This is a genomic window from Kineosporia succinea (genome assembly GCF_030811555.1).
In the GTDB taxonomy this organism is placed as follows: Bacteria; Actinomycetota; Actinomycetes; order Actinomycetales; family Kineosporiaceae; genus Kineosporia; species Kineosporia succinea.
Genome location: NZ_JAUSQZ010000001.1, coordinates 1,097,851 through 1,110,446, shown reverse-complemented (window position 1 = coordinate 1,110,446; position 12,596 = coordinate 1,097,851). Strand labels below are relative to the sequence as shown.

Sequence of the window (12,596 nt, the reverse complement as noted above, 5' to 3'; positions counted from 1 at the left end):
CTCCTAACCGCCAAAGATGGCTTTGAAGCGCGCGAATCCCGAGAGTTCGGCGACTTTCGCTGATGTGCCTGTGGCCTTGGCGCTGTACTGGCCCTTCGCCGTGCCGATGCCCAGCTCGACTCGTTCGCCGTCGCCACCGGTGTGCGTGAGCGTGACTGAGCGGATCGGCGAGGTGAACGACAGGAACGGCAGTTCCACGGACACGTAGTCGCCGAGGTCGTAGTCGACGCCGTACACCATGCGGTTGGTGTCGATGGCGACGACGCTTGCGCTGACCTGCCCGGCTCCGTCGCTGAGAGCGTTGAGCCCGACCTGGTTGATCGCGGTCGTGGTGTCGGTGGCGGCTTCGAGGGAGCCACCGTCCGTGTAGATCTCGCTGCGTCCTGGGTACGACTCGTCGGCCCGTGAGAACACGCTGATGTCGGCGGCGATGTTCTTCCCGGTGGAGTCGGCTTGGCCGCCGGAGCCGACGACCGCGAAGGTCGCGGTTGGTCCCTGCGTGACGTAGTCGGCCTTGGAGAGGTTGGCCAGGTCGAAACTGAAGCGCACGTGCCGCTGGACCGTGAGCGGGTACACCTGAAACTGAAGGCCTTGCCCGATCTGGAGGACGCGGTAGCCGAGGATCTGCGTCTCATCGCCGGGGTTGGTGATGGTGCCCTGGCTGTCGACAGCAGCATCCGACGGGGCGAGCTGCGCGTACCGCTTCAGCGCCTCATCGAGCCGGTCGAACCGGAAGGTGCTGGCGGGTTGGACTCGTCCTCGGTGGCCGTTCGCGTCCTGCGTCAGGCCAGGGAAGCGTCGATCGACCAGGGGAGCGGTGACCGCGAGGTTCTTGGCAACCAGGTCCCGCATGATCGACTCGGTGTCGGTGCTAGCAACCTGGTAGTAGTTCGAGCCCGGCGTCACGCCCGTCCGCTGTTCGGGGTCGGGGTAGACGAGGCGCTTGGTGAGCACCACGTTGTCGCAGCCGCCGGCGACCGTGAGGACCGGGTAGCCGGTGGTCGCATCCATCGTCCAGGTGTGCGCCCAGATGGGTCCGGAGAAGAACAGCCGGTCATCCCGGTAGATGACGATCCCGCCTGCTGGGTTCTCGCTGAGCAGGAGGAGCTTCACTTCCGGCGCTTCGCCGGGGACATCCATCGACCATTCGCCGACCTCGTTGAATCGGATGGTCGCGGTCAGCGAGATGTAGTTCGTGGCCTCGCCGATCAGCCGGTAGTCCTTGTCCCGGATGCGCACGGAGATGACGGCCTGGGCCACTGTCCCTCCAGCGAGGTTTGTCGGGTCAGTAGCCGCTGAGGAAGCGGGCCTGCCAGGTGATCTTCAGGTTGGAATCTGCGGCAATGCCGGGGGCAGACACTTGGATCGTGTTGTCGCCCTCGATGAGCGGCCACAACGAGCTGCCCGCCACGAGATCGCCGTAGCGGTTCACGGTGACGATGCCGCCGGTGTCGGGTTCTCCTGGCAGCGAGACGGCGGGCGGTTGCGTCTCGACGACCGATCTGAACTCTTCGCGAGTGTCGATCGTCAGCGTGCGGCCAGCCGCGACACCACCCGTGATCTCGAAGTATTTCCCGGTGCTCATGTTGGTGACGCGTACGGAGTCGCACGGCCCGGTGAACGTGAAGACCGGCCTGCTGGGGGCAGTTCCGACGTTCTTGATGGCGATCTCGCCAAGCGCGGAGAGCGTGACGTCTTCGCTGTCCTCGACCGGGGTGGTGACGGTCGGCAGACCGCCGGCGAGGACTAAGGGCAACAGCGGGAAGAAGAAGGTCGTCGGAGTCGTCGACCCGCCACCAGGATCAGGGTCTGGATCCGTCTGCCCGTTGCCCGTCGAGGAGAACGTTCGTGCGATCTCTTCACCGAGCCAGTACGGCGACGGGCAGTGAAGGCTGAGCACAGTCTTGATCCAGGTCAGGCCCCACGCCTGGTCGTCGTCGGCGCCCTCGAAGCCACCCTTGTAGTAGGCCTTGATGTGTCGGGCTGACCCGTTGTACTGGGTCATGGTCAGCGTCCCGGCGCCCAGGACGGGGTGTGGCTTGAAGTCCACGACGAGTCGGTGGAATAGCTCCAGCAGAGTGTTTCGGTCCTTCGCCCACAAGGCGATCGGCAGCTCGATGTCCCGAGGGGGCAGCCGCCATCCGTGGATGTTCGAGCCGTCGAAGGTGGGCGAGTTCGTCTCGTGGTAGTCGTATCCGAGCATCCCCAGGCCGATGGCTCCGGGAGGGACGATGATGCCCAGGTCGGAGTCCTCGAAGTCGCAGAGCCCGGTGACCCGGCCCGCCGCAGACGTCCAGGTGAACTTGGATGCCTGCGGCGGGTGAATCGGTGGTTCGTTGACGACGTAGCGGGGGTTGTACCGGAACGGCATCAGCCCCTGCTTTCGTCAGATTGCGCCAGTGACCTGAAGTTTCAGGTCATGTTTGGCTTGTTCACGGGCGATGACCTCGGCGATCTTCCGGTCGTCATCGGTTGACACGTTGATGATCGTGTCGCCCTTCACCGGCGCGTCCTTGCCGCCTATGACCGCCTGCCACTGCTCGTTGGTCAGGATCGCCTCGGGCTTGCCGGTGTTGTTGCGTGTCCAGGTGTCGCCGGGCGGGAGCCAGCCGCCGTTGTCGTACCAGTGCGGGTCACGGGACAACCACGTCCGCCAAGCGTTCCCCGGATCTCCGTAGCGAGCCTTGATGTACTTCAGGCCGTACTCGGTTTGCTTGCGCGGGTCAGACGTTTTCGCGCCGCCGTAGTGCTGCCATGTTCCGTCGATGAACTGGAACATGCCGTAGGCGCTGGAGTTCGGGTTCTGTGCCGTGTTCCGGAACCCCGACTCGTGCATGACCAGCTGATACAAGGCGTCCCACTGGGCGCCCTTCCAGCCGTACATGGCCTCGGCCATGTCCTTGACGATCTTCTGGTTCCCGCTCGGACTGGTCGGGCCGGAACCTGAACCGCCGCCGATGCCGACGCCTGCCGCCAGGTCCTTCACTGATCCGGTCACGCCGGAGAAGAGACCCTTGGCGCTGTCCCAAGCCTTCCCAGCGATCTTCGACAGGAAGCCCACCAGGGGAAGATCAGCGATCCCCGCCCGGATGTTCTTCGTGATCTGCCCGACCGCCGGACCGATGACAGCGCCGCCGTTCGGGACGTTGCTGGCCTTCTCGACCACCGCGTCCAGGACGCCCATGAGCCCACTGGCTGCCTCCCCACCGACCGAGGAGTCGTAGACGCCTGCACCTCCGCCGACGAACTGGTCGCCGACGATCGGCAGGAACCACTGCTGCGGGAACTTCGTGACCGACTTGGCCGAGCCGCCGACGAAGATGCCCGTCTTCGTTGATCGGGCCTCGAAGCCGAGCCCACCCAGGTTCCCGGCCATGTGCTGGCCGGGTTGGAGCCCCATGGTGAACGTGCCCTTGCCCTTCTGGAATCCGAAGGTCTTCGGGTTCGAGCTGGTGGTGAAGTAGCGACGGTTCGTTGGGTTGCCCGTGAGCCGCGCCCACACGTCGCCGACGAGGCCGGAGCAGTCGAACGCGTTGGGCCCTACCGCGCCCCACACGTACGGCTTTGGGTCTACCGACGGCAGCCATTCCTTGGTCCGCTTGACCCGAGACTCGACAAGGCCGCCGCCGGCGAAGCCTCGTCGGCCGTAGCCTTCGTTGACGAACACCCCGCCGGGGTCGCCCCCGTAGTCGGTGCCCATCTGGTTGAGCTGGTTCAGCCGGGCCACGCCGATCTTCTTGACCGAGCGGGCCTTGATGACGAACTCACCGTCAGACAGCATCGCCGGGATGGAATCCGACGTGGCTGATCCCGGCCCCCGGACGTAGCCACCGGTGGCGAACTTCTCGCCGCCGATGGACCCGTTGATCTCCGGGATCTGCATCGACTCCGGGAGCTTCAGCTTGGACAGGAGCTTGTTGAAGCCGCCGATCAGGCCGCCGTTGACGACAGCCCTCATGACCCACACGAGCGGCGTGACGAACGCCTTCTTGATCTCCTCGGCCTTGGACTTGATGCCGTTGGCGAGGCCACTCGACAGGCTGGAGCCGATCTTGTGGAACATCGACTCTTTGTCGTCGAGCCCGAAGAAGCTACGGACAGGGTCGACGATGTTGCCCTGGAACCACAGCTTGGCTGATGCCCAGAATCCGGAGAGCTTCTCTCTGACACCATCCTTCAAGCCTTGAATGATGTCGTCGCCCCACTGCTTCGCGACCGTGCTGGGGCTCTGGATACCGAAGAACGTCTTGATCGGGGTCACGACGTGATCGGTGAACCACACCTTCGCTGAAGCCCAAAACCCGCTCAGCTTCTGCTGGATGCCGTCCTTGAGCCCTTGGATGATGTCGTCGCCCCACTGCTTGGCGACGGTCGAAGGGCTCTTGATCCCGAAGAAGCTCAGGACCGGGTTGATGATCGAGTCGGTGAACCAGAGCTTGGCGGACGCCCAGAAGCCAGCGAGTTTCTCGCGGAAGCCATCTTTCAGGCCCTGGATGATGTCGCTGCCCCATCCCTTGGCCACAGTCGAGGGGCTGGCGATGCCGAAGAAGCTGAGGATGGGCGTGACGATGTGCTGGGTGAACCACGTCTTTGCCGAATCCCAGAACCCGAGGAGCTTTTCCTGGAAGCCGTCCTTGAGCCCCTGGATGATGTCGCCACCCCAGCCCTTGGCCACGGTGGACGGGCTCCTGATCCCGAAAAGGCCCAGGATCGGGTCGATGACGTACTTGGTAAACCAACCTGGCAGGTTTGCGAAGAGCGAAGACAGCCCGGTACCGATGCCTTCGGCGAACCCGGAGATCAGGTCAGCGCCACCCCTGCTGAAGTCACCGGCCATCTTGCGAAAGTCGAAGTTCGAAAGGCCTTCGAAGAAGCCGAGGATGCTGTCCATGTGGCTGCTGACCCAGTTGATCAACCCGAAGGAGCTGAGGGACTGGCCTATCTGCCACAGATTCCTTGCGACGTCCGGGTGCTCATCGAAGAACTTCCCGAGGAAACCAAGGAACTCAGAGAGGATCTGGAAAGGCCTCGCGATGTTGCTGAGCGCATCAGCGTCCGGCCACAGCTCCCACAGCAGTCGGAACGTGTCCGCGACAAGGCTGGCCACAGCTCTGACCACGGGCACCAGGTCGTTGAAGAACGCCGTGAGTTCCTTCTGACCGGCGGTGCTGTTCATCCAGTTCGCGAGGCGTTCCAGCCAGCCAGCGAAGTCGTTCAGCAGGGTCATACCTGCTGGACCCATGGCCTTGAGCAGCGCGGCGCCGATCCGAGCGAGCTGTGTCCCTACGTCACCCAGCGAACGCACTGCGTCCGGGAGGGTGTCCTTCAGGAAGCCGACGAACTGCTCGCCTTCCTTGCCGGAGGACACCTGCGCGAACTTCACGGCGACGTCGCCGATGGCGCCGCCGACACCCTCCACCAGGTCACGGATGCCCTGACCCAGCTTCGGGTTGTCCCCGAACATGTCGAGGGCGGTCGTGAGCTTGCCGAACATGGCCGTCGCGGCGATCGCAGTCAGGCCATCGAGGGCCTCACGCATACCGGCGATCTTCTTCGTGAAACGCTGCGCGGCAGGGGATAGGGCATCCCACGCCTCGGTCTGCGCCTTGCCCGCGACCGCTGCGTTCTCCAACGCCGTGTTGACTCCGCGTTGGGCGTCGGCAACACCGCGCTGCGCATCGGCGACGCCACGCTCGGAGTCCTCAATGGCCCTCTGCGCGTTCGCGATCGACGCAGCGTTCTGCTCAGCCGTACGGGCCTGAGCTTCCCGAGCCTGAGTCAGCGCCGCTTCGGCCAGCTCGATGGCCTTCTGGCCGTCGAGCTGAGCCTGCCGTTGAGCGTCCCGAGCGTCTGCGAGAGCTCGCTCGGAGTCCTTCACCCGCTCGTTGGAGTCGCGAAGGCGTTCCTTGGCGTCCTTGACTTCGTCGGAGCCCTCGACGCCCTTCTTTTTCGCCTCGTCGGCCTCGGTCTGAAGTTCCCGGTTGGCGCGGCGGGTCTCGTCGAGGTTCTGCCGGGTGCGGTCCAGGCGCAGCTGCGCCCGTTCCCGGTCGAGGTTGTCGGCGGTCGGGTCGGCGCGTACCCGAGCCAGTTCCTCTTCGGCTTCCTTAACGTCGAGGATGGCCTGGCGCTCGTTCAGGGCGCCGTCGGCCAGCTGGTCCTTGTACTCCCGGAGCCGGTCGGCAGCGTCCTTGCGCGCCTGGTTCAGATCCTCCTGAGCGCGCTTCGCGTCCCGCTGAGCGTCGACAATGCTGCGTTCAGCGTCCTGGACCCGACGGGCGGCATCCTCGTTCGCCTCAGCGGCCTCGCGGTAGGCGTCCTTGATCCCCTGCTGGGCGGAACGGACCTGCTCAGCGGCCTGCTGGGTGGCCTGAGCGGCAGCGGCCTGCGCGGACTTCAACGCAGCCTGCGCACCCGCCAGCGAACTGTACGAGCCCGCCAGGCTCGACTGGGCGCTAGCCAGACCCGACTGGGCGGACTTCACCGCATCGGCGGCGGCCTTCTGTGCCTGGAGGCGGTCCTCGGCCGATTCGGCGTTCTTCTCCATCTCGGCCAGCGCCTCACCGACACCCCGGAACGCGAGCATCGCGACGCCACCCGCAGCGCCGGCCGCGGCGAGACCGGTGGCCAGCAGAGGGAGGGTGCCGACGACGGCGAGGATGCCGGTGGAGAGTCCGGCAGCCATCGCGAGGCCACCGATCGGCCCACCAGCCCCGCCGAGCGAACCGAGCGATGATCCGGCCGACCCGAGGTTCCCCAGAGCACCGGTCAGGGCGGAGATAGCCGACTTGGCGCGGCCCGTGTCGATGTCGATGTTGACCGTGCGGTCGCGGGCAGCGAAGTCCAGCTGGGCCTCAGCAGCCGCCGTGTCGGCCCGCGCCTCCAGCGTGATCTTCCGGTCGCGGACAACCTGAGCCAGCTTCGCCTGGGCGTTCTCGGTCTTGGCCGACAGCTCCAGCTCGGCGATGCGGCGCCGCTCAGTGACCTCGCGGAGCTTCGCCTCGGCGCCCTCGGTACCAGCGTCGACCTCGACCTGGAGGTCGGCTTCTTGGGACGTGAACTTCTGGATCTGGAGCTGGGCCTTAGCGGTGGCGATTTCGAGCTGGGACTTGATGGTCCGCTCGGTCTGCTCCAGCCGCTGGAGCTTCTGCTCAGCCTTCGCAGCATCCAGTTCGAGCTTCGCCCGGACTGTGCGTTCGGTCCGCTCCAGCTTCTGAAGCTGGTCCTCGGCCTGCTTCGCGTCAGCGTCGACGTTCACCGTGACTGTTGGCGCGGTCCGCTCCACCCGCCGGGTGGCCTGCTGAACGCTCCGGCTCAGCTCCCGCCCGAGGCCCCGTTCGAAGGCCTCGTCGAAGCGCTCCTGGAACTTGGTGCCTAGGCTGTCGGCGATCGCCTTCAGCTTCCGGTCGACGTCCTTCTCGAACGAGTCGACGTCACCGGTGATGTTGAGGTGCAGTGTCGAGTAAGCAAGCTGGGAGCCAGCCATCGAGGAACTCCTTCTCGGTGGCTGGCAAACCAGTCGCTACGGTGTGCGTTCTTCGATGCTGTTGGACGCCTGGAAGGTGGCATCGGTGAGGTGAGTCAGGCCTGATCCGCCCGGCTTCAACGCTGCAAGCAGATCGGCAGCGCGAGCGTTGGCTTCGGCCTTCGGGCCAGGAGAATCCGAGCGGCGATCTCGCGGAGCGCCGGGGCGCTTCACCAGCTCCAGCCTCGGCGGACGCTTCCCGTTCGTGGCCTTTGCGTACGCCAGCGAGAACGCCCGGTCTTCCTGATCTGAATGGTGCGCCAGTAGCCAGTCCGTTGTACTCCAGCGGACGCCTGGATGACCGGCGAGAGCCGACTTGGTCCGGCTGTCCTCAGGAAGCTGCCGGATCAGCACGGCCAACCGGCGCGGCGTCAGACGGCTTTGGCCGAACGACGGCGCGAAGTGGTCTCGGAGGTCGACGCCGTACTCCGAGAGGAGGTCCGCTTCGACTTCGTCCCGGTGCTCCGCGAGGAGGTCGCGGAGCCCTCGTCTTCCCCCAGGCTCGTGCCGTTCAGGGACTTGACGTGATCGAAAACCTTCGCCAGCGCGCCCAGCGGCAGCGACTGGAGCACCTCGGCGTCAGCTTCAGGCAGCGTCGCAGCGAGCAGCCGGACCATCCCGCCGATGTTGTCGTCCAGCGCGGCTTCGAAAACTGCGGGCGGCCAATAGTTGGCCAAGGGCATGTTGAAGCCGTCGCCGTCGGGCGTGGTCTGGACGAAGAAGGTCTTCGTCTGGGCTAGTTCGGCCGTGAGGTCGAGGGCGAACAGTTCGTCGGACTCTTCGGCTTCGTCCAGGTCGGTGTCGTCGGGTTCGACCTCGGCGGCGGCCAGTTCGGCCTTGGTGGAGCGGCGCTGACGGGCAGCGGGCATCACGGTCTCCTGTGGGTTGGGAGAGGGGAGTGGTTCAGCTGGCGACGGGCTTGAGGTACTTGAACTCGTCGCGATGGAAGGGCTTCACGTCGACGCTCTCCTCGTGCTCAGGCGCAACGGCAACCGAGTCCACGTAAAGAGCGACATGGACGATGGCGCCACCGTCGGGGAACTCTTCGACCCGTGGCTTCGGATCAGTCAGGACGGTCATTTCCTTCTCGTCGAGAAGGGTGGCTGTCCGTCCGAACTCCAGATTTCCGAACTTGCGCATAGCTACTCCTGTGGGTTGGGAGAGGGGGTGGATGTGCTTGCGGGAAACCCCTGTGCGGAAAACGATCGGATACCTGAGGTAGCTTAAAGCTGCCGCGATCAGTCATGTTTCAGTGCGGATAACGGGTGCATATTGCTTGTTTGGCAAACGTCAGCGCCGTAGAATTTCTGCATGAGGATTGGCTACGCTCGCGTCAGCACGCGCGAACAGAACCCCGAAGCCCAGGAAGACGTCCTCCGGGCCGCTGGCTGCGACAAGGTCTACATCGAGACCATCAGCAGCAAGGCTGTCAGGCGACCGATCTTCGAGCAGGCTAAGGATCAGCTCCGAGCCGGCGACGAGTTCGTCGTCCCCCGCCTCGACCGAATGTCCCGCACCGTCACCGAAGTCCTCAAGCTAGTGGACAAGTTCGAGAAGGAGGACAACGGTCTGATCGTCCTCCAGTTCATGGGCCAGCCGCTGAACACCCGCTCTGCCTCCGGGCGGCTGATGCTCACCGTCTTCGCGGCCTTCGCCGAGTTCGAACGGAACATCATGGTCGAGCGGACCCTCGAAGGTCTGGCCGTTGCCCGCAAGCACGGCCGGACCGGCGGCAGGAAGCCGAAGATGTCGATGGTGAAAATCAAGGCCGCCATCGAGTTCTACGAGCAGTCCGATGCCAGCTGGGACCAGGTCGCCGACGAGTTCAGCATCTCGCTCAGCACGCTGCATACCTGGCGCCGTAAGTACGAGCAGAAGCAGCTGCTGGCAGCCGCCTGATCTCCACCGAACCACCCTTGTTACCGGTGGGGAAGCCCTAGCTTGTGCTCATGAGCTGGGCTTCCCTCGGCAACTGGATCACCGGCGATGAAGCTTCTGGTTGGGTCGAAGCGGTCGGAACCGTGGCCGCGTTCTTCGCCGTGACCTGGTCCATCCGGTCTGAGGCGCGCTACCGCCGCCAAGACCAGAGGGAGCGGCTGCGGGGGCAGTGCTTCAACTTCGCTGCGTCTGCTTCCACATCAGCGCTGATCTTCCGCGCGAGGGAAAGCCAGCAGGCTGCCCCCGGTCGGAACGTGGAGCCCATCATTGTCGAACTCAGCATCAGCGGTGTAACAGGCCTGCATGCACTGTTGCTGCCGATCCTCTACTCAGGCAATCAGTCGCTGAGCGCGGCGGCGTCGCACCTCTTCGACACGTTCTGCGATCTCTCGGATGCTGCCATGACCGGCAAGTCGCCATCGGCCGAGCTGGAGTTCGAGTCAGCCTTGAGCGCCTTCAGAGACGCCATAGGAAAGTTGTGATCAGGCCGCGAGGGACAGGTTGGTCCACATCTTCGTCCACGAGACGCCGTCCGAGCCGACCAAGCCCTTGAACGTCACCTGGTACTGGACCATCTCATCCGTCTTGTACGACAGGTCACCGGTCTCGGTGATCTGAGCCTTCGGCACGATGATCCGCTGAAGGTGCGTGCCGTCGATGACGTCGATGCCCAGAGCGCGTTCCTGCGGGCCCGTCTCGGAGCCCTTGTTCGCCTTCAGGAACTGAGGGACGCCACCGGCTGACGCGGTCGAGGTGAAGTCGTCCAGGTCGATGCCGTGGAAGAGCGACAGGATGTGGTGGCTGGTCTCCAGGAAGGTCACCTGGAACGAAAACTCCTGGCTGGTGGTCTGGATGCGCACCGGGGAGTTTGGGAAACCCCATGCCTTGAACTCGGCAGTGTCCCTGCTTGACTGCTCGGTGATGCCGTCCTCGCTGATGTGACCCAGCTCGGTCCAGTCGGCCGGGTCCCAGGCGGCGGTAGGGTTTACGGGCGCGGTGGCGCCCACCAGGCCGACGTACACGCTGCCCGCGTAGCCGACCCGCACGTTGTCAGAGTTCTTCGCCACGAGGGCTCTCCTTGAAGTTGGGGGAGTGAGCCGTCGGAGCGCTGTCGTGGGTTACAGCGGTCGGACGAGCAGCGAGACGGTGATTCCGGCTCGCGCGATGAGAGGGTCTGCGTCTGGCAGACGGGTGAGGCTCGAAAGCTCGCTGGTGCGAGTGATAGCCACGCCGTCGAGCGTCAGGCCCTGCATGGACTCGATGGCTCCCCGGATCTGGAGTCCGAGGTTGTCGATGTCCGAGAGCGCTTCGGCGTGGTGGTAGATGTTGATGTTGAGCACGACTTCGTCGAGCTGCTTGCGCACCCGCCAGGCTCCGCCGGCGGGGATGAGCTGCACCCAGGGCAGCGAGTCGTGGATGTCCGCGCCAGGTGGTAGCCCAGCGGTCACGGTGACGTCATCGCCGAGGTGCTGGGTGAGGTAGTTGATGACCACCGGTAGCGCGTTCGGGAAGACCACGATCTCGGGGGTGGCCATCGGCGACCTACTTCACGTTGGCGTCCTGCGAAGACGTCGGGTTCTGCTTCGCACCGGTGCGATCGACTGGGGGAGAGGTCGTTCCGGGAGGAAGCTTCGACTTGGCGCGCCCGTCGACCTTGCGGGCGTAGCCATCGCGGATGGCCTGGTCGCCGATCGCTTCGTCGACCTGGATGACTTCACCGGGGATGCGCATCAACCCAGCGATCACGCGCTCCTGAGAGACGCGGATGTACATGTTCAGCTCCTCGCGATGCGCTGGCGGATTTTCTGAAGTGGCCGAGCGCCGTCTTGGTGGGTGTTGCCGACCTCGTAGCTGAGGGCCTTCTCGTACTCGTCTTCGTTGCCGAAGAGGACCTGAGCACCCCAGGACTTGGTCTCGACCCGCAGAGAGTCCTGGAGGTGAGGACCTTCATCTTGGGAGCGGGCAATCGTCGGGCGGATCTCTTCGACGGCCTTCTCGGCCTTCGCGGCGATCTGCGGAACGAGCGGCCCGATGATCTTGGACTTCGCTCGGGAATGCTTGACGACATACCCCTTACGAGGCATGGGTGGTCCTATCCGGCGGAGACAACCGCCAGCACCTCGACGTGATCGGGAGTGCCCCAGGCGTCGTGCCACACCTGCGGTTGGCCGTCGACCGACAGCAGCAGGCCGTTCCAGCGGAGACGACTCGTTGCGGTGACCGAGGTCCCGGCGGGGAACCAGACCTTGTACCGGGTGACGACCTGGTCTCGGGAACCGCTGGACTCCAGCAACTCCGAGGTCGTAGCGGGCTGCACGTTCGCGGCCACCATGGTCTCAACCGCATTCGACCAGTCCTGCTTCTTCCCGCCGTAACCGTTCGCCTGGGCGACCAGCGGGGCGGTCAGGATCGTCACCTGGTCTGGGGTGTGAAGCAGCACGTCAGTACCGCCACGGTTCGTCGCGGACGATCCCGTACGGGGACGCCATCCGGAAGCTGGCAACCCTGGTGGCCGACTTGGTACCGACACCGAGCAGCGTGATCTCGTCGTCGTCCAAGTAGAGGCCGCCGTAGCGGTCCGACCCAGCCTGGGCGTAGTAGTACGAGGTCTCTCCCGTACCAGCGCCCAGCACGCCCTTCGGGTTGTTCAGCACCCTGATGACGGCCGTCACCAGAAGCATCTGGACCAGGTCCGTGTCCACCTCGCCGGCGTTGGCCTTGTCGTCGATCGTGCGGACCTTGGACCGCAGGAGGGCGTGGGCGTAGACGAGGAGCTGGTCGATGCGGTCGTGGTCGGATTCCTGGACGGTGCCGTCCCAGACCGTGGCGATGTCGGACCTGGCGGCGTAGATGTTGGCCAAGGCGGAACCTCCAGCTACGCCACCAGGGGCTTATTTAGTTGTCGGCGCGGACGCGCGGTGGACGTCCCCGACGTTTCGGCAGGGCAGGAGCAGCATCCTGTTGAGCTGCGGATGCCTCTGGCTGATCCTCGAAGAGGTGGTCGCCGACCTGGGCCACGATGTCTGCCGGGACGGTGTTACCGATGTTGAACCAGTGGTTCCCGAGGGCATCTGGCTCTACGCCGGGTACGTCGCCGTGGAAGTAGAACCGGGCCGCCGCGATGCGATCAGCCATG

General features: G+C 64.9%; 15 protein-coding genes. 2 read left to right on the top strand and 13 right to left on the bottom strand.

From position 1 onward, the window contains the following. Positions 1 to 3: 3 nt before the first annotated feature. From J2S57_RS04960 to J2S57_RS04935, 6 genes are read right to left on the bottom strand one after another with little or no spacing between them, the layout of a single operon-like run. A complete protein-coding gene (locus J2S57_RS04960) occupies positions 4 to 1,260 on the bottom strand; it encodes a Gp37-like protein (protein WP_307238814.1) in 1,257 nt (418 codons plus the stop codon). Positions 1,261 to 1,285: 25 nt separating this feature from the next. After that, positions 1,286 to 2,371, bottom strand: coding sequence for a phage distal tail protein (locus J2S57_RS04955; protein ID WP_307238812.1), 1,086 nt, complete (start codon positions 2,369 to 2,371; stop codon positions 1,286 to 1,288). Between the two features lie 15 nt (positions 2,372 to 2,386). Continuing rightward, positions 2,387 to 7,483, bottom strand: a complete 5,097-nt coding sequence (locus J2S57_RS04950; protein WP_307238811.1) for an aggregation-promoting factor C-terminal-like domain-containing protein — start codon at positions 7,481 to 7,483, stop codon at positions 2,387 to 2,389. A 36-nt stretch (positions 7,484 to 7,519) separates the two neighbouring features. Then, entirely contained in the window at positions 7,520 to 7,882 is a 363-nt protein-coding gene (locus J2S57_RS04945; RefSeq protein ID WP_307238809.1) for a hypothetical protein, read from the bottom strand. 11 nt (positions 7,883 to 7,893) lie between these two features. Next, the gene (locus J2S57_RS04940) at positions 7,894 to 8,391 is read right to left on the bottom strand and encodes a hypothetical protein (protein WP_307238807.1); all 498 of its coding nucleotides are present in this window, start codon (positions 8,389 to 8,391) and stop codon (positions 7,894 to 7,896) included. A gap of 34 nt (positions 8,392 to 8,425) precedes the next feature. Next, on the bottom strand, positions 8,426 to 8,662 hold the full coding sequence (locus J2S57_RS04935) for a hypothetical protein (protein ID WP_307238804.1): 237 nt from the start codon (positions 8,660 to 8,662) through the stop codon (positions 8,426 to 8,428). 171 nt (positions 8,663 to 8,833) lie between these two features. Here J2S57_RS04935 and J2S57_RS04930 point away from each other — a divergent pair, with 171 nt between their 5' ends. Together J2S57_RS04930 and J2S57_RS04925 are read left to right on the top strand one after the other, a co-directional pair. After that, the gene (locus J2S57_RS04930; RefSeq protein ID WP_307238802.1) at positions 8,834 to 9,421 is read left to right on the top strand and encodes a recombinase family protein; all 588 of its coding nucleotides are present in this window, start codon (positions 8,834 to 8,836) and stop codon (positions 9,419 to 9,421) included. 50 nt (positions 9,422 to 9,471) lie between these two features. Beyond that, entirely contained in the window at positions 9,472 to 9,942 is a 471-nt protein-coding gene (locus J2S57_RS04925; protein ID WP_307238799.1) for a hypothetical protein, read from the top strand. Here J2S57_RS04925 and J2S57_RS04920 read toward each other — a convergent pair whose 3' ends face one another. Genes J2S57_RS04920 through J2S57_RS04890 form a run of 7 tightly spaced genes read right to left on the bottom strand, consistent with a single transcriptional unit; the run spans position 9,943 to position 12,595 of the window. Next, complete coding sequence (locus tag J2S57_RS04920; protein ID WP_307238797.1) at positions 9,943 to 10,527, bottom strand: phage tail tube protein; 585 nt, start codon at positions 10,525 to 10,527, stop codon at positions 9,943 to 9,945. Positions 10,528 to 10,578: 51 nt separating this feature from the next. Beyond that, entirely contained in the window at positions 10,579 to 10,995 is a 417-nt protein-coding gene (locus J2S57_RS04915) for a hypothetical protein (protein ID WP_307238796.1), read from the bottom strand. Between the two features lie 7 nt (positions 10,996 to 11,002). Continuing rightward, positions 11,003 to 11,233 (bottom strand): hypothetical protein, encoded by a 231-nt coding sequence (locus tag J2S57_RS04910; RefSeq protein WP_307238792.1) that lies wholly within the window; start codon positions 11,231 to 11,233, stop codon positions 11,003 to 11,005. 2 nt (positions 11,234 to 11,235) lie between these two features. Further along, positions 11,236 to 11,544 carry a hypothetical protein gene (locus J2S57_RS04905; RefSeq protein ID WP_307238790.1) on the bottom strand — a complete coding sequence of 103 codons (309 nt, stop codon included), beginning with the start codon at positions 11,542 to 11,544 and terminating at the stop codon, positions 11,236 to 11,238. A gap of 8 nt (positions 11,545 to 11,552) precedes the next feature. Beyond that, entirely contained in the window at positions 11,553 to 11,876 is a 324-nt protein-coding gene (locus tag J2S57_RS04900) for a phage head completion protein (protein ID WP_307238788.1), read from the bottom strand. Between the two features lie 25 nt (positions 11,877 to 11,901). Next, positions 11,902 to 12,321: a hypothetical protein gene (locus J2S57_RS04895; RefSeq protein WP_307238786.1), complete on the bottom strand. Its 420-nt coding sequence runs from the start codon at positions 12,319 to 12,321 to the stop codon at positions 11,902 to 11,904. Positions 12,322 to 12,355: 34 nt separating this feature from the next. Further along, entirely contained in the window at positions 12,356 to 12,595 is a 240-nt protein-coding gene (locus J2S57_RS04890) for a hypothetical protein (RefSeq protein WP_307238784.1), read from the bottom strand. Between the last annotated feature and the right edge of the window lies 1 nt (position 12,596).